This is a genomic window from Micromonospora tarensis (assembly GCF_016803395.1).
GTDB classification, from domain to species: domain Bacteria; phylum Actinomycetota; class Actinomycetes; order Mycobacteriales; family Micromonosporaceae; genus Micromonospora; species Micromonospora tarensis.
In genome coordinates, this window is the sequence record NZ_JAEVHL010000018.1 from 24,527 (window position 1) to 39,569 (window position 15,043).

A 15,043-nucleotide genomic window follows, 5' to 3' on the forward strand; every position below is an offset into this window, starting at 1 on the left:
GGAGTTTGATCGATGAGCACCCCGAACGAGCTACCCGTCGTGGTCATCGGCGCCGGCCCGGTCGGCTTGGCCGCCGCCGCGCACCTGCACGAGCGGGGCATCGCCTTTACCGTCCTGGAAGCAGGAGACACCCCGGGTGCCGCCGTGCGGCAGTGGGGCCACGTGCGCGTGTTCTCCCCGTGGCGCTACAACATCGACCCGGCCGCCCGCCGCCTCCTCGACGAGGCGGACTGGGTCGCCCCTGACCTGGAGGCCCTGCCCACCGGAGCGGAGCTCGTCGACGACTACCTCCAACCCCTTGCCCAGCTGCCGCAGCTCAAGCCGTACCTGCGTTACGCGTCCGGGTCGAGGCGATCAGCCGCCTGGGCCTTGACCGGCTGCGCACTGCCGGTCGTGAGTCCACGCCGTTCCTGATCCGCCTCGCCGACGGCGAGGAGCTCCTCGCCCGCGCGGTGATCGACGCCTCGGGCACCTGGGGCACCCCGAATGTCCTGGGCGCGTCCGGCCTGCCCGCCCGAGGCGAGTCCACTGTCGCTGCGTTCCTGGAGCACGCGCTGCCCGATGTTCTCGGCGCGGCCCGGGACCGCTTCGCCGGACGGCACACTCTCGTCGTCGGGGCCGGCCACTCCGCCGCGAACACGCTGCTGTCCCTGGCCGAACTGGCCGAGTCCACGCCGGGCACCGAAGTGACCTGGGCGATCCGGACCGCCTCACCGGCGCGTACCTACGGCGGCGGGGACGCCGACGCCCTCCCGGCTCGCGGTGCCCTGGGCTCACGGCTGCGCGCCCACGTCGACGCCGGCCGAATCCGGCTGCTCACCGGCTTCTCCGTGCACGCCCTCACCCCGACAGACGGCCGGGTGAGTGTGGCGGTGCGCCACGCCGACGGCAGCGAGGAATCGGCCACCGTCGACCGGATCGTCGCCGCCACCGGCTTCCGCCCGGACCACTCGATCGCCGCCGAGCTGCGCCTGGACCTCGACCCGATCATGGGGGCCGCCCGCGCCCTGGCCCCGCTGATCGACCCGAACGAGCACTCCTGCGGCACCGTGCCCCCGCACGGTGTCGACGAGCTCGCCCATCCGGAGGTCGGCTACTACGCCGTCGGCATGAAGGCCTACGGCCGCGCGCCGACGTTCCTGATGGCCACCGGCTACGAGCAGGTTCGCTCCGTCGTCGCCGCCCTCGCCGGAGACTGGGACGCCGCCCGCGACGTCCAACTCGACCTGCCCGAGACCGGGGTGTGCAACAGCAACCCGGACGACTCTGCCACCGGCGACAGCTGCTGCGGGCCGGCGCCCACCGCCGAACCCGCAGCGCGTGGACTCGCCACCGGCATCTCCGGCGGGCTGCTGTCCACACCGTTGAACCTGGTCACCCTCGACACCGCCCCGTCCGGCGGTCAGGCCGGTGGCTGCTGCAGTTGATGCCCACCACCGCGACGGTGCCCGCCGACCTCACGGTCGGCGGGCACCACGCCCACGGCTGGCGAATCGTCGCCGCCCTGGCCATCACCTCCACCGTCGGCTACGGCACCCTCTACTACGCCTACCCGGTGCTGCTGCGCCCCATGGCGGCCACCCTCGGCGCCTCGACCACCGCCGTCACCGGCGCGCTCACCGTTTCCGTCCTCGCGGGTGCCGTCATGGCCATCCCGGTCGGCAGGTGGCTCGACCACCACGGCGGGCGCGCGCTGATGACCGCCGGGTCGATCGCGGCCACCGCTCTGCTCGTGGCGTGGTCCCAGGTGCAGACCATCGGTCAGCTCTACGCGGTCATGGTCGGCATCGGAATCACCGGCGCGATGGTGCTCTACGAGCCAGCCTTCGCCGTCGTCATCGCTTGGTTCACCCCAGACCGACGCGCCACGGCCCTGTTGGCCGTCACCATCGTGGCCGGCTTCGCCAGCACCATCTTCATGCCCCTGACCGGTCTCCTGGCCGCACACCTTGGCTGGCGCGGCGCGCTCCTCGTCCTCGCCGTCATCCACGGCCTGGTCACCGTGCCCCTGCACGCACTCACCATCCGCCGACCCCGGACATCAGCGGCGCCGACACCTGCTGACCCCAACCCGCCGGCCCACGCCCAACGGCGCGTGCTCGCCAAGGCCGCGACGCGCGACGCCCGATTCTGGATCCTGACCGCAACGTTCATCGCGCAGGGCGCGGCCACCAGCACCATGACCGTCCACCTCGTCGGCTACCTGATGAGCCGTGACCATCCCGCCACCTTCGCCGCCACCGCCACCGGCCTGCTCGGCGTCCTGTCGGTCACCGGCCGGCTCGTCCTCACCGCCGCCCGCCGACACCTACGCGTCACCACGATCGTGGCCGCCGTCTTCGCCACCCAAGCCGCCGCCATCCTCACCATGCCCCTGCTCGCCGACACCCGCACCGGCGCTGTCATCACCGTCGTCGGCTTCGGACTCGGCTTCGGCATCACCAGCCTCGCCACCCCAGCCCTGCTCGCCGACCGCTACGGCACCACCGCCTACGCCAGCATCGCCGGACGCCTCGCCGCCCCCGTCACCATCGCCAAAGCCACCGCACCCCTGGCAGCCGCCGTTCTCCTGCATACCGCTGACGGATACACGCCGCTGCTTGCCGCCGTGGCGACCTGCTGCGCGCTCGCCGCCATCGGCATGACTCTCCGAGCGAGAACCCCTGCGCCATGACCCTTCAGCCCCAGACCTGAGGCGATCAGTGAACCCGAGTCGCTGCGCCGCCTTGATCACCTTCAACACGACGACCGCCTCCTGCGGGTACAGACGGTGCCCGCCCAGACTGCGCTCCGGCTCCGCCAGCAAGCCCCTGCGCTCGTAGTAGCGCAGCGTCTGCGGATTCACTCCGGCCGCCCCGGCGGCCTGACTGCTGCGCAACCCGCTCACGCCGCCATCCCGGCGGCGGCCCGCTGCGCGAGCGCGTCAAGGACCTCGACGTGCGCGGCCGGAACCTGCACGTCGAGGCGAAGCCCGTCGCCGTCTTCGGTGAACGCGAACGAGAGGAACGAACAGCACGAGCTCTCCCTGCCGGTCAGCTCCCGCGCCGTTGTCTCGGCTGTCTTATCCAGGCGCCACCGCAGCGCGGTCGGCGACAGCCGCTGCTGATCGCGCAGGGCGGTCGCAAACAGGTCATCGAACTCGGCCAGCCGCAGCGGCCGTTCCACGGTCGGCAAGGTGCACGCCTCGGGCACCCACGCCTGGTCATCGCTGGTCATGCCCATGACGGTCCAGGTACAGGATGCAAGCCCTTGACCGTCGTCTCCGCTGACGGACCGCCCGCAGGACCAGAGGCTATTCGTCGTTCAGCACGTCCCCGACGGTCCGGCGTGAGGCACGTCCGCGCTGGCCCCGATACCGGCGGATCAGCTCAGCGGTGGACGAGTCGGTGCGGCCGAGGTCTGGTTGCTCTCCGGTGAGTAGCGGCGCGAGCTGGCTGGCCATCACCTTTCCCAGTTCGACGCCCCACTGGTCGAAGGGGTTGATGCCCCAGATCGCGCCCTCGGTCAAGACGATGTGCTCGTAGAGGGCCACCAGTTGCCCGAACGTGCCGGGGGTCAGCTTGGGGGCGACGATCGACGTGGTGGGGTGGTTGCCGGCCATAACCCGGTGCGGCACCAGGTGCGCGGGAGTCCCCCCTCTGCCGTCACCTCCTCGGCGGTGCGGCCGAAGGCCAGCGCTGCGGTCTGGGCGAAGAAGTTGGACATGAACAGGTCATGCATGTCGCCGAGGTCGTGGCTGGGTTCGCTGACGGCGATGAAGTCGGCGGGCACCAGCCGGGTGCCCTGGTGGATCAGCTGGTAGAAGGCGTGCTGCCCGTTGGTTCCCGGCTCACCCCAGAAGATCTCACCGGTGTCGTACGACACCGGCACGCCGTCCACCGTGACCGACTTGCCGTTGCTCTCCATGGTGAGTTGTTGCAGGTACGCCGGCAGTCGGTGCAGGTACTGGGAGTACGGCAGCACGGCGTGGGTCTGCGCGCCGAGGAAGTTGGTGTACCAGACGTTGAGCAGCCCCAGCAGCACCGGCACGTTGCGCTTCAGCGGCGTGGTGCGGAAGTGCTCGTCGACGGCGTGGTAGCCGGCCAGCATCTCGCTAAAGCGGTCCGGCCCGATGGACAGCATCACCGACAGGCCCACCGCTGAGGGCAGGGAGTACCGGCCACCCACCCAGTCCCAGAAGCCGAACATGTTTTCCGGGTCGATGCCGAAGTCGCGGACCCGCTGCTCGCTGGTGCTGACCGCGACGAAGTGCCGGGCGACCGCCGTCTCGTCGTCGCCGAGCGCGGACAGCAGCCACCGTCGCGCCTGGGCCCGGGATCTGCGCGGGCGCAAGGCGCAGGTGCTGCGGGCCACGAGGCTGTGGGACGGCGATCCGGTGCGGTGGAGCCGGCGGGCCCGGTACACGGCCGGGGAGGTAGACGGGCGGCGGCTCCTCGGCTACGCCGACGAGGCCGGCATTGACGCGACCCGGGGGACCGAGACCCTGGCGGAGTTGGTGCTGGCCGTGGACACCTGGCGGTGGGCGGGCGTGCCGTTCCGGCTGCGCTCGGGGAAGGCGCTCGCCGGTCGGCGCAAGGAGGCTGTCATCACCTTCCGGCAACCGCCCCGGGTGCCCACCGGGCTCACCGGGTACGAGCAGCCCGACCGGCTGCGGATCGGCTTCGGCTCGGACCGGCTCGGCCTCGACGTCAACATCAACGGCCCGGGCAACCCCCTCGAACTGGACCAGGTGCACCTGGTGGCCGACTTCGGGCCCGGTGAGTTGCCGCCGTACGGGGAGGTGCTGCGCGGCGCCTTCGACGGCGACCCGACGCTCTCGGTGCGGGGCGACACCGCTGAGGACTGCTGGCGCATCGTGGAGCCGGTGCTCGACGCGTGGCGAGCGGGGAAGGTGCCCCTACAGGAGTACCCGGCCGGTAGCCAAGGCCTGAACGAGTCACTGCTGGCCCCGGCTCCCGGCGGGGTGATTTGAGTCTGAGGTGTTGCTGCTCCCGGTGGTTCTCGGTTAGCGAGGCGGGCATTGACGGGAGGAACGAGGCCCGTGGCCTGGAAGCAGCGTCTCCCCGCCGCCGTCCGGACCTCGATTGCACAGACCGCTGGTGGCGTGGACCTGGTGGAGTCAGTGGTCGGGGGTGTGCTGGTCGAGCCGGTCACGCAGGGTGTCGGCGAAGCCCTCGGCGGTGGCCAGCTGCTCACGCAGCGCGGTCACGCGGGCGGTGGCGACGGTGTGGAACATGCCGAGCCGGTCGAGCAGCGCCGGCCGGTGCTCATCGCCGGCGGTAGGCAGGGCGTCCAGGACGCCGAGCAGGTCGCGCATCTCGTCGAGGGTAAATCCGAGCGGCTTCATCCGCTTGACCACGGCGAGGCGGTCGAGGTCGGGTTCGGTGTAGAGGCGGAAGCCGCCCTCGCTGCGGGCCGAGGGGACGATCAGCCCGGCATCTTCGTAGTGGCGGATGGTGCGGATGCTCAGTCCGACCCGGTCGGCAGCTTCGCCGATCTGCATCAGTCGGCCGGCGGCCGGGCCGCAGCTGTGCTGCGGCCCGGCGCCTCGCACCGTCTCCGGCATCAGTGGCCACCGCTGAGGTTGCCGGCCAGGGTCCCGTGGATGGCGGCGCTGCGCTTGTTCAGCTCGACGATCTCGACGGTCTTGCCGCGCGCGGCGTACTTGGTGGTGATCGCGTCCAGCGCCGCGACCGACGAGGCGTCCCACACGTGGGCGTGGGTCATGTCGATGACCACGTTCTGCGGGTCGTTGGCGTAGTCGAACTGGAAGACCAGGTCGTTGCTGGAGGCGAAGAACAGCTCACCGTGCACGGAGTAGATCCGGGTGCTCTCGTCGGGGTCCAGCACGCTGGTGACCTCCACCAGGTGGGCGACCCGGCGGGCGAAGATGACCATCGCGGTGAGGACGCCGGCGATCACGCCGATGGCCAGGTTGTGGGTGGCGAGCACCGCGCCGACGGTGGTGACCATGACCAGGGTCTCGCCGAGCGGCATCCGCTTGAGCGTGGCCGGGGCGACGGAGTGCCAGTCGAACGTGCCGACGGCGACGATGATCATCACGGCGACCAGGGCGGCCATCGGGATCACCGCGACGACGTCGCCGAGCGCGACGACGAGGATGAGCAGGAACACGCCGGACAGGAACGTCGACAGGCGGGTCCGAGCCCCGGACGCCTTGACGTTGATCATCGTCTGGCCGATCATCGCGCAGCCGCCCATGCCCCCGAAGAACCCGGTGACGATGTTGGCCACGCCCTGCCCCCAGGACTCGCGGGTCTTGTTGGAGCGGGTGTCGGTGATGTCGTCGACCAGCTTGGCGGTCATCAGCGACTCCATCAGCCCGACCAGCGCCACGCCGAGGGCGTAGGGGGCGATCAGGGTCAGGGTGTCGAGGGTGTACGGCACGTCGGGCAGACCGAACACAGGCAGGCTGTCCGGGAGGGCGCCCTGGTCACCGACGGTCGGCACCAGCACGTGGGCGGCGACGGTGATCACGGTCAGCACGACGATGGCGACCAGCGGCGCAGGTACGGCCCTGGTGAGCCGGGGCAGCCCGACCATGATCGCCAACGCGACCCCGACGAGCGGGTAGACCAGCCACGGCACGCCGAGCAGGTAGGGGACCTGGGCGGCGAAGATCAGGATAGCCAGGGCGTTGACGAAGCCCACCATGACGCTGCGCGGGATGAACCGCATCAGCCTCGCCACCCCGAGCACTGCCAGCAGCACCTGGATCGCCCCGCCGAGGATCACCGCCGCGATCAGGTAGCCGAGGCCGTGTTCCTTCGCCAGCGGTGCGACGATCAGCGCGATCGCGCCGGTCGCGGCACTGATCATCGCCGGCCGGCCGCCGCAGATCGAGATGACCACGGCCATGGTGAAGGACGCGAACAGGCCGACGCGGGGGTCGACGCCGGCGAGGATCGAGAAGCTGATCGCCTCGGGGATCAGCGCCAGGGCGACGACCAGGCCGGCGAGCACCTCGGTGCGGAACACCTTCGGCGACAGCCAGGACGGGCGGGACAGACGCGGCCGGGTGACCGCGGACAGCACAGAAGACATGTAGCCGTTTCCGTTCGGGGTGTACGCGCCGAGCGCACACGCGCTGCCGTGCCCGCCAGGGGGACGGCGCTTGACCTTCACATCAGTACCGGTCGGACGTTTCTGGACCGTTTCCGGGCATCGTCGCCCGGGAGAAGACCTCGAGGGGCCAGTAGCCGCAGCTCGACGACCTGCGTAGAACCTACCTTCCGGTGAGGGTAGAGTTCGGCTCTTCGTGATGATCATCACCGGAGGTGTCACCGGGAATGCCGGGCGTGAGCGCCCGTTGGGTGTGTCGCAGGCGTGGTGCCCGGATCGCGCCGGGGTCCCGAGTCCGATTTGCGACACGACAGCCGTTCAGGCGGCCACCAGGGAGGATCGGACGATAGCTGGGGTCAGCGCAGTCGTTCGCGTACATGTACCGCCAGGCGGGACATGGGTGAGGCCGCTCCTGCCGCTACGGCTGCAGTGATCGCGACGCCGAGCGCCGTCCCGCCCAGGACGTCGTGTGGGTAGTGCACCCCGACGACGACCCTGGACAGGGCCGCAAGCGCTGCCAGCGGTACCGCCACGACAGTCATCCTCGGGACGAGCAGGACGATCGCCGTCGCCAGGGCGGCGGCCATCGAGACACACCGCGACCGGCGTCGTGACGAGCAGGGCGCGTTGCGGCCAGGGGCGGGTGCGGTGGCGCCACATGCACGCGAGGAACAGCAGCCCGAGCAGCACCACGATCGAATCAGTGCTGTGCAGGGCCACCTGCTGCACGCTCTCCGGGGGTACGGCCCGTAAGGCCGACCGCGCCGCGATACCAGCACTCGCTCAGCTCCTGGATGTCCAACGCGCTCCTCATGGCGTGCTTGGGGTGACGCCGGTTCAACACGGGCAGTCAGCCCAGGGCTGGGTCACCCCGTGCGCAGCGACTGCCGCCGGGACGCGAGCGCGGCCAACTCGTCGGCGGCGTCGCTGACGATCGAGGTGCGGGTGGTGTCGCGCAGCCAACCGTGGGGGAGCGCGGTGGTTCCGCTGTAGGCGCCGGCCAAGGCTGCGGCGATGCGCGCGCTGGCCGGGTCGGCGACGGCGGCGGCGAAGGCGGCCGCCGCGGCGGGCCGTGCCGGGTGGCGCAGGAATGCGGCCGTGGCGACGCTGATGCGGCAACGGTCGCTGGTGTCGGGCGAGAGGTGGACGGTGGCCTCCGCGGCGCTGTGCTGGCCAAGGGCGGCAACCCGCGCCAGGCGGTCGGCGAGGACGCCGTCGCCGCCCAGCTGGGCGAGGCGGTAGCAGAAGTCGAGACGGTCGATGTTCTGAGTGTTCTGGGCGCGGTACGCCAGCGCCACCGCGTAGGCCACGGCCACGCTGGCCTGCTGCGCGGGCGGGTCCCCTCGCAGCACCGCGCTGACCAAACGGGCGCGCCGGCCGAGGTCGTTCAGCGGTACCGGTAGCAGCCCGGCGGGGACGGCGCACAGCAGGTGGACGCCGTCATCGACCGGATGCCGTGTCGCCTGGCCGTCGGTGCGGCCCCAGGTGACGGTCATCGCGGCCATCAGGTCCTCGATGTAGCCCGGCGGTTCTGGGCAGGCGTCGGCGTGGGCTACGAGGTGTCGTGCGTGCGCGACGACCCGTGCGGCGGGCTGGTCGAGCGGCCCGGTGGGCCACGTGGTGGGCAGGCGCGCGGCGGGTGTTTGCCCGGGGCGGTGAAGGGCCGCGACCAGGCAGCCACGGCTGCGATCGCGTAGCCGCGCCAAGGGTTGGTCGATGAATACCATCCCTCGAAACTCTACCCTAACGTAAGGGTGGAGCGATGGAGGGTCGCTCTTTCGATAACGCTAACGTCAGAGTAGATTCGGCGTGTCGGGCGGACAACGGTCCGCAGGCCAGGGAGGTGTCATGACGCAGTTCTTCGTGTGGCTGACCGACGGCACCCTGCTGACGGTCGCCGCCGACCGGTGCCGTCACGATCGACGGATCATGACCTTCGAGCGCCGCACCGGGACCGCCTGCACCACCCACTGGCGCGAAGTGTCCGCGCTGCGGTGGGAGGACGTGCAGCGGGTCGAGCGCATCGAACACGTCTAGCCGTTGCACGCGGCCGGGCGGCACTGGGCCCGACACCGGCATGCCGGTGCACCTCGGCGGCTGGGGGTCATCGTTGCGGTGCGGCGTGGGTCACCAGTTCGGCGAGCTCGCCGGCAACGCTCCACACGCGCAGCGAGGAACGCAGGCGCGCGCCCCATTCGGTTGGCACCAGGTCGTCTCCGCCGTGCGCCCCGAGCAACGCTGCCGTCATGACGGTCGCGTCCGACGCGGGTGCGAGCATCGCTCGACGCAGCGCCGGGTGAGGCTCTCGGTAGCAGGTCAGGTACAGGCGCAGAGCTACCGCGAAGGCCGTGACAGCTGGCTCGCCGGCCATCTCGGCAACGTTATCCTCTGAATTGAGGGGCCGACCGACCAGCGCCCGTACCGTCTGTAGCGCTCTGCGCAGCGGCACGGTGTCGGTGTGCGCGGCGATCGTCGCGATGAGGTGGTCGACGTGCGGCGGCCGGCCGGGTTCCTGCAGAGCCGCCACGGCCACGGCAACGGCCTGCGCGGCGGCGATGTCCTGAGCGGTATGGTCGGCGCCGCATCGGGCAGCGGTGCGGCGGGCGGCCTCGGCCACCTCGGACAGCGGAAGGCGCGGCAAGAGGCCCAGTGGACTGATCCACGCCGCCGCGGCGCCCGGCGTCGTGAAGCCGGTGACGTCAAGGTCGTCCAGGTGCAGCGCATCGATCCGGTGCGACGGGCGCCGGCCGGTCAGGAGGGGGCGCGTCACCGGGTAGGTCGAACGGCGGATGAGATGCACCGCGAGGCTGAGCGTGTGCCCGGTGACCGGACCGTACTCAAGCTCCCGAGTGGGTGACGGCATGACCCGGTCGGTGTCCTCCACCGAGACGGAGGCGGTCATCCCGCGGTGCAAACCTTCGGCGCACGCGATCATGAGTAGGCAGCCGCCGACGCGGTGTCGCCACCTCTGCCAGGCAGCGGTCGGATTGCTGGACAGGTCAGTCATCGGTTGTCGCTCTCCAAGAAGTGTCGGGGTGCCGGCTCCGGGCGACCCTTGCCCCGGTGCCCCCAGCCCGCCTGGGCCCACAGTGCCGGGTCGCGGCAGGTGCGCCCGTCGACGACCTTGCGGCCGCCGACCAGCTCGCCGAGGGTGACCGGGTCGGCGTTGCGGAAATTGGCCCACTCAATGAGGAAGCCCGCGCGCGATGCTGCCTGGCTGGACTGCCCGGTGTGGTGAGCCGCCGCGGCGCGGGACCTGCCTGTTTGCGGCGCCGGGGGCGGTCGGGGGTAAACCTTGCGCCGGGTCATCCGGGCGGCAGCGGCCCGGCTCCCGGCCTGCCGAGCCGGGCCAGCGCACTGGCCGCTGTCCAAACGCGCGACGCACCCTCCAGTCGAAGGCCCCACATGACGGGGAGGTCCTTCTCCGCCCGGCGGGCGCCACACAGCGCGCCGGTCATCGAGGCGATGGTGTCAGTGTCGCCGCCCATACCAATAGCGAAGCCGATCGCCGCAGGGACGTCATCAGGATGGCGCAGGAACGCGGCCAGCGCGGCGGGCACAGCCTGGACCGCCGCAACACCGTTGCCGACCTCGCCGGCCACGTCGGCACCGCTGGGGGCCCGGGCGACGAGTGCGGGCAGTTTCCGCAGCGCGCCGCGGAACTCGGCGGTGTGCACGTGCTGACAGATCGCCGCGACCATCCGGTCGGCGTCCAGCGGGGTGTCCTGGATCGACAGTGCGGCCAGGGCGGTCGCGACCGCCTGTGCCGCCGCCCCGTCCAACGCCTGGGGGTGCTGGTGGCTGACCATCGCGGTCCGGCGCGCGCGTCCGGCCACGGCGCCGAGGGCCAGACCGGGTAACAGGCCGACCGGGGCGACGCGCATCGCCGCACCATTCCGAGCGAGCCATGTCCGTCGAACATGTCCGCGGCCGCCTGCCGCCACGCGGCGCCGCGGGCGATCTCGGCGAACAGTTGGGCGGCACCCTGGCCGTAGCCGCGGCCGGGTTCGCGCGTCCACTCGCGGGCGAGTTCGTCGGCAAGCTCGTCCTCGTTCACGATGCCCCGGCGTCGGGCCAGATGGTCGGCCAGGACGAGAGTGCAGGCGGTGTCGTCGGTGAATCGCATCAGCTGGGTCGAGCGGTGCATCCAGTCGTCGATCTCGGCCGGATCCGCCGGTTCACGGCCCTCGAAGGGTGCGCCCAGGGCGTCGCCGCAGGCCGCCAGCACCATGGCCCCGCGTACCCGGTGTGACCAGCCCAATTCTGTCCTCAGCATCGGTTCACCGTCTCCCGCGATCACTCCCGACGGACTTTACCCTAACGCGAGGGTAGAGTATTCAATGGCCCCGGGAGCTGCGGATCGCCGCCCGGACCACGTGCTTATACCGTCACCACGACAGACGGGACCAGCGGTCGCCGCCGGTGGGTCCGGTCGATCCGTCGCCCACGACCCGGCGCATCCGCTGTTCAAGCTCGTGGACGTCGGCGTTGCCGTCCCGCACCGCCTGGGGTGGGGCGTCGGCGGTGAGCGGGCCGACCTCGTCGGCTTCGCTGCGCTAGCCAAGCGCGCGGATCGCATCGGCGTGCGGGAGGACTGCGCGTCGGCGGCATGCTTGAGGTGCCGGGTGCATCCGGTTTATCCTCGTCGCGAAGTGTCATCGCGTCTGGCCGCAACGACGTTGTGGTGATGGAGGTGACACAACATCAAGGAACGACTATGCCGGCGTCACTGCATCATATGATCATCCCAGTGTCTGATCGCGACGTTGCCGCCCGCTACTTCATGGGCCTGCTCGACCTGCGCGAACCCTGGGAGAACGGCTTCTTCCAGTCGGTGCAACTCGATGATTCGGTTGTCATCAACTTCGCGGCCCCGCCGGTCGAGGTGCAGCCCCAGCACTACGCCTTCCTGGTAAGCGACGAACTGTTCGACCGCATCAAGTCCCGATTCGACAGCGACGGTACGCCGTACACAGCCGACCCGCCCGGTAAGCGGCCTTCCGAGGTCGGTGAGGTCAATCGTGACGGGACCGGCCGACGACTGTATTTTTTGGGCCCGGACAAGCACATGCTTGAAGTGCTGACTGCTCGCTATAACGACGTGCCACACCGATCTCGGCCGCAGTGACCGAGCCAGCAGCCGCGCATGAGCCGTTGGGCTGAGGCGCATGCAGATTGGCGAGCCGCCGAACGCATGGGGCTGAGCATCCGCACGATCCGCTACCACGGGGACGGCTAGTAGTTCGGTCAACGGGACGATCGTGCTGGTGATCTCGGCGCGTCCAGCTCGCAGGTCGACCACCGTGCCGTCTACGGCCACGAGGATTCGCTTCGAAGGCACTGCGGTCGCCTCCGCCAAGTGCGCTCGCTCGGCGTGGCAGTGGTCAGGCTGGAGTCGGCCACCGCGAGAGCAGGCCCCGGGCGGCCGGCGACCGCCAGGCCGCAGGCAGGGCCCGCTCACCGGTGTGTGCGCCGACCAGGGCGGCGGCCATCACCGCCACCTCGCTGACGGCACCCGCTTGGGCCAGGCTCGTGCGGACCGTCGCCACCGGATCGCGCGCGCAACAGCATCTTCGTCACCCGCATGGCCTCCCGCAGCGGCGGCGTGACGGTGTGGGCGGCGACGGCGTCGACGAACACGTCCGGCTCAGTGTCCATGCGGCGCGCCGCCAGCGCGGTGGCGACGGCGTGGGCGACGGCCGTGTCCTGACTGAGCGCAACGGTCGTGCACCGTACGGCGATCTCACCGGCCAGGGCCGCCACCTCTTCCAGCGGCAGGGCGGTGAGCAGTCCCACCGGCCAGATCCAGGCCGCCGGCCCGACCGAGCCATCCGCGATGGTGCCCTCGGCCACGTGGACGGCAGTGCGGGCGACCGGGCCCACCGTCTGCAGGCCGGCCGTCAGTGCGTCCACGTCGACCGTGCCGGCCGAGCCGGACAGGCGGCGGGCGAGAGTCATCGCCGAGGCGGTGTGCGGTCCGGGTGGGGCGCTGCCGTCGTGCCTGCGCAGCGCCGCGGTGATCTCCGCGGCGGTTGGTGCGCCTCGCTCCTGCAGGCGGGCAGAGGTGGCCTCCGCAGCGGCGGCGGCGAGCAGGGCGGCGCGACCGCGGCTGCCTGCCAGAGAACCCGCCGTATCACCAAGGCTCGTCAACCGTGGGCCGTGCATGGATCACCCCGTTCTGCCTAACCGGCCTGTGGCCACGCCCACTTCCGGCGGCGTGGTGGATGTCGCCCGTCTCAGGCGCCGACCGGTACGTCCGCCATCTCCTCCCACAGGTCGCGTACCTGGCGGAAGTCGCGCTCGGGCAGGCGGTTCAGCAGGGCGATGACCTCGGGCCGCGCGTTGCTGGCCGCAGCCGCGGCCAGCAACGCGTTGCGGCTGGCGGGACCATCGTCGAAGGCTGTTCGGACGTGGTCGAGAAGTTCGATGCGGGTCACGTCGTGCACCGGTTCCTCCTGCGTTCTGTCGTGCCACGCGGACCGCGGCACTATCCCTACTCTAACGTAAGAGTATTTACGAACCGCGGCCCCTAGGTCGGGAAGGTGTCACGCGGTCGTCGGCGACGCGACCGCCGCTCGGAGCCGGGCAGGGGAGCGAGGATCGCTGCGACACCGACGGCCAGGGGGAGGGTCGAGCCGATGAGCAGGGCCTGGGTGTAGCTGCCGGTGATGTCATGGCCGACGGCGAACAGGACGGGGCCGAAGGCGGTGGAACCGACGTTGACCGCGGTGACCGTCCCGCGGATGGCGCCCAGGTGCCCGAGCCCGAACAGCCGTGGCGTCAGGGCCGCCTCGACGGTACGGATGGCGCTGGAGGCCGCGCCGAGCGCCACACCGAATCCCAGCGCCGACCATCCCGGCCCGGCCCGGGTGGCCCAGGCGAGCGCGACGGTCAGTCCGACCATGGCGGCCGGCAGCACCACCCGAGGGCTGGTGCGGTCGATCAGCGCGCCGACCAGCAGCGTCGCCGCGATCCCCGCGATGGTCTGCGGCAAGAAGTTCGCCGCCGCCGCAGCAGCGGTGAGCCCACGTTCGGTGAGCAGGCTGATCTGGTGGAAGGCCACGGCCGTGGTGAGCATTCCGGACGTGGCGACACTGGCGGACAGCACCCAGAAGTACGGTGTGCGCAGCGCGGCGCGGTGACTGAGGTCGGCCAGGGCGCCGCCGTCGAAGCGGGCGTCTCCATCGCCGCCGTCAACCCGCTGGCCGACGTCCTCGGGGCGGTTGCGGATGCCGAACACCGCGACCGGAATGACGACCGCCCACACGGCCAGTCCTTCCACTAGCCAGGCGGTGCGCCAGCCATGAACGGCGATCAACCGCTCCAGCAGCAGCGGGGCCAGGGAGATCCCGGCCGCGCCGACCGCGGAGACGACGCCCAGCGCGATACCTCGCCGCCGCCGGAACCAGTGCGCGGTGACGGTGGTCGCGGCCAGCCCGAGGGCGCCCTGCCCGGCCATCCGGATACCCACGAACCCGGCGGTGAGACCGACGATCCCCGACACCACAGACAGCGCCACCAGCACGGCGCCGAAGACCACGCCGATGACCAACATGCACCGGCGCACCCCATAGCGGTCGACCAGTCGCCCGACCGCCGGCAGCGCCGCCGCGCCGGTCAGGGTGCCGATGAGGTACGCGGTGGAGATCGCTGAGCGGCTGATTCCCAGGTCGGCGATGAGCGGGTCGACGAACGCCGACACCGCCACGGTCTGGCCGGGCGCGGTCATCGCCAGCGCGACAGCGGCGAAGCCAACGATCCGCCAGCCGTGGAAGCCGCCAGTAGGCGTCGGTGCGCTGGTCGAGGGCAGGGTGGTAGTCATGGGCCTCAGAGCTGTTGACGCGGGGCCTCGCCGGGTGGTGGGCCGGTGTAGGCCACCCGCGGTGCGGGTCGGAATCGGGCTGTCTGCCGCCATGGGCGGCAGGATGGACATGCCGGAGCCGGGAGCCGGTTCGCCCGG

At 71.2% G+C, this 15,043-nt stretch carries 12 protein-coding genes and 6 pseudogenes; 5 read left to right on the forward strand and 13 right to left on the reverse strand.

The window, feature by feature from the left end:
* Positions 1–12 precede the first annotated feature (12 nt).
* A pseudogene (locus JM949_RS06720) lies at positions 13–1,427 on the forward strand (FAD-dependent oxidoreductase).
* The gene (locus JM949_RS06725) at positions 1,427–2,674 is read left to right on the forward strand and encodes an MFS transporter (RefSeq protein WP_203147572.1); all 1,248 of its coding nucleotides are present in this window, start codon (positions 1,427–1,429) and stop codon (positions 2,672–2,674) included. The pseudogene JM949_RS06720 and the gene JM949_RS06725 overlap by 1 nt, the downstream one beginning before the upstream one ends.
* A 39-nt stretch (positions 2,675–2,713) precedes the next feature.
* On the opposite strand, the pseudogene JM949_RS36585 reads toward JM949_RS06725, so the two are convergent.
* From JM949_RS36585 to pgi, 3 genes and pseudogenes are all read right to left on the reverse strand, one after another.
* Positions 2,714–2,887, reverse strand: a pseudogene (locus JM949_RS36585) (MerR family DNA-binding transcriptional regulator); the annotation flags it as partial.
* A complete protein-coding gene (locus JM949_RS06735) occupies positions 2,884–3,216 on the reverse strand; it encodes a hypothetical protein (protein ID WP_236646874.1) in 333 nt (110 codons plus the stop codon). The gene JM949_RS06735 and the pseudogene JM949_RS36585, both read right to left, overlap by 4 nt.
* 76 nt (positions 3,217–3,292) lie before the next feature.
* Positions 3,293–4,308, reverse strand: a pseudogene (pgi, locus tag JM949_RS06740) (glucose-6-phosphate isomerase); the annotation flags it as partial.
* Between the two features lies 1 nt (position 4,309).
* Here pgi and JM949_RS06745 point away from each other — a divergent pair.
* Positions 4,310–4,972: pseudogene (locus tag JM949_RS06745) on the forward strand (glucose-6-phosphate dehydrogenase); the annotation flags it as partial.
* A 147-nt stretch (positions 4,973–5,119) separates the two neighbouring features.
* On the opposite strand, the gene JM949_RS06750 reads toward JM949_RS06745, so the two are convergent.
* The 4 genes from JM949_RS06750 to JM949_RS06765 all read right to left on the reverse strand — a co-directional run bounded on the left by JM949_RS06750 (position 5,120) and on the right by JM949_RS06765 (position 8,810).
* Positions 5,120–5,566: a MerR family transcriptional regulator gene (locus tag JM949_RS06750; RefSeq protein WP_203147573.1), complete on the reverse strand. Its 447-nt coding sequence runs from the start codon at positions 5,564–5,566 to the stop codon at positions 5,120–5,122.
* On the reverse strand, positions 5,566–7,065 hold the full coding sequence (locus JM949_RS06755) for a SulP family inorganic anion transporter (RefSeq protein ID WP_203147574.1): 1,500 nt from the start codon (positions 7,063–7,065) through the stop codon (positions 5,566–5,568). The genes JM949_RS06750 and JM949_RS06755 overlap by 1 nt, the downstream gene beginning before the upstream one ends.
* A gap of 374 nt (positions 7,066–7,439) precedes the next feature.
* Positions 7,440–7,670 (reverse strand): phosphatase PAP2 family protein, encoded by a 231-nt coding sequence (locus tag JM949_RS06760; protein ID WP_203147575.1) that lies wholly within the window; start codon positions 7,668–7,670, stop codon positions 7,440–7,442.
* 279 nt (positions 7,671–7,949) lie between these two features.
* A complete protein-coding gene (locus tag JM949_RS06765) occupies positions 7,950–8,810 on the reverse strand; it encodes a hypothetical protein (protein WP_203147576.1) in 861 nt (286 codons plus the stop codon).
* 121 nt (positions 8,811–8,931) lie between these two features.
* On the opposite strand from JM949_RS06765, the gene JM949_RS06770 reads away from it, so the two are divergent.
* Entirely contained in the window at positions 8,932–9,120 is a 189-nt protein-coding gene (locus JM949_RS06770; protein ID WP_203118162.1) for a hypothetical protein, read from the forward strand.
* A gap of 67 nt (positions 9,121–9,187) precedes the next feature.
* Here the strand turns inward: JM949_RS06770 and JM949_RS06775 are convergent, their stop codons facing one another.
* From JM949_RS06775 to JM949_RS06785, 3 genes and pseudogenes are all read right to left on the reverse strand, one after another.
* Entirely contained in the window at positions 9,188–10,090 is a 903-nt protein-coding gene (locus JM949_RS06775; protein WP_203147577.1) for an ADP-ribosylglycohydrolase family protein, read from the reverse strand.
* Positions 10,087–10,275 (reverse strand): annotated as a pseudogene (locus JM949_RS06780) (hypothetical protein); the annotation flags it as partial. The gene JM949_RS06775 and the pseudogene JM949_RS06780, both read right to left, overlap by 4 nt.
* A 113-nt stretch (positions 10,276–10,388) precedes the next feature.
* Positions 10,389–11,359 (reverse strand): annotated as a pseudogene (locus tag JM949_RS06785) (ADP-ribosylglycohydrolase family protein).
* A 474-nt stretch (positions 11,360–11,833) separates the two neighbouring features.
* Here JM949_RS06785 and JM949_RS06795 point away from each other — a divergent pair.
* The gene (locus tag JM949_RS06795) at positions 11,834–12,211 is read left to right on the forward strand and encodes a VOC family protein (RefSeq protein ID WP_203147579.1); all 378 of its coding nucleotides are present in this window, start codon (positions 11,834–11,836) and stop codon (positions 12,209–12,211) included.
* A gap of 329 nt (positions 12,212–12,540) precedes the next feature.
* Here the strand turns inward: JM949_RS06795 and JM949_RS06800 are convergent, their stop codons facing one another.
* The 3 genes from JM949_RS06800 to JM949_RS06810 form a co-directional block, all read right to left on the reverse strand.
* Positions 12,541–13,041: a hypothetical protein gene (locus tag JM949_RS06800; protein WP_203147580.1), complete on the reverse strand. Its 501-nt coding sequence runs from the start codon at positions 13,039–13,041 to the stop codon at positions 12,541–12,543.
* Positions 13,042–13,319: 278 nt separating this feature from the next.
* Entirely contained in the window at positions 13,320–13,529 is a 210-nt protein-coding gene (locus JM949_RS36590; RefSeq protein WP_203118185.1) for a DUF2795 domain-containing protein, read from the reverse strand.
* An 83-nt stretch (positions 13,530–13,612) separates the two neighbouring features.
* Positions 13,613–14,905 carry an MFS transporter gene (locus JM949_RS06810; protein WP_203147581.1) on the reverse strand — a complete coding sequence of 431 codons (1,293 nt, stop codon included), beginning with the start codon at positions 14,903–14,905 and terminating at the stop codon, positions 13,613–13,615.
* Positions 14,906–15,043 lie beyond the last annotated feature (138 nt).

Bases quoted from the DNA above. Each gene is read 5' to 3' on its own strand.
- JM949_RS06725 (WP_203147572.1), top strand. From the start codon at position 1,427: ATGCCCACCACCGCGACGGTGCCCGCCGACCTCACGGTCGGCGGGCAC.
- JM949_RS06775 (WP_203147577.1), bottom strand. From the start codon at position 10,090: ATGACTGACCTGTCCAGCAATCCGACCGCTGCCTGGCAGAGGTGGCGA.
- JM949_RS06810 (WP_203147581.1), bottom strand. From the start codon at position 14,905: ATGACTACCACCCTGCCCTCGACCAGCGCACCGACGCCTACTGGCGGC.
- JM949_RS06735 (WP_236646874.1), bottom strand. From the start codon at position 3,216: ATGACCAGCGATGACCAGGCGTGGGTGCCCGAGGCGTGCACCTTGCCG.
- JM949_RS06760 (WP_203147575.1), bottom strand. From the start codon at position 7,670: ATGGCCGCCGCCCTGGCGACGGCGATCGTCCTGCTCGTCCCGAGGATG.
- JM949_RS06770 (WP_203118162.1), top strand. From the start codon at position 8,932: ATGACGCAGTTCTTCGTGTGGCTGACCGACGGCACCCTGCTGACGGTC.
- JM949_RS06800 (WP_203147580.1), bottom strand. From the start codon at position 13,041: ATGACTCTCGCCCGCCGCCTGTCCGGCTCGGCCGGCACGGTCGACGTG.
- JM949_RS06765 (WP_203147576.1), bottom strand. From the start codon at position 8,810: ATGGTATTCATCGACCAACCCTTGGCGCGGCTACGCGATCGCAGCCGT.
- JM949_RS06755 (WP_203147574.1), bottom strand. From the start codon at position 7,065: ATGTCTTCTGTGCTGTCCGCGGTCACCCGGCCGCGTCTGTCCCGCCCG.
- JM949_RS06750 (WP_203147573.1), bottom strand. From the start codon at position 5,566: ATGCCGGAGACGGTGCGAGGCGCCGGGCCGCAGCACAGCTGCGGCCCG.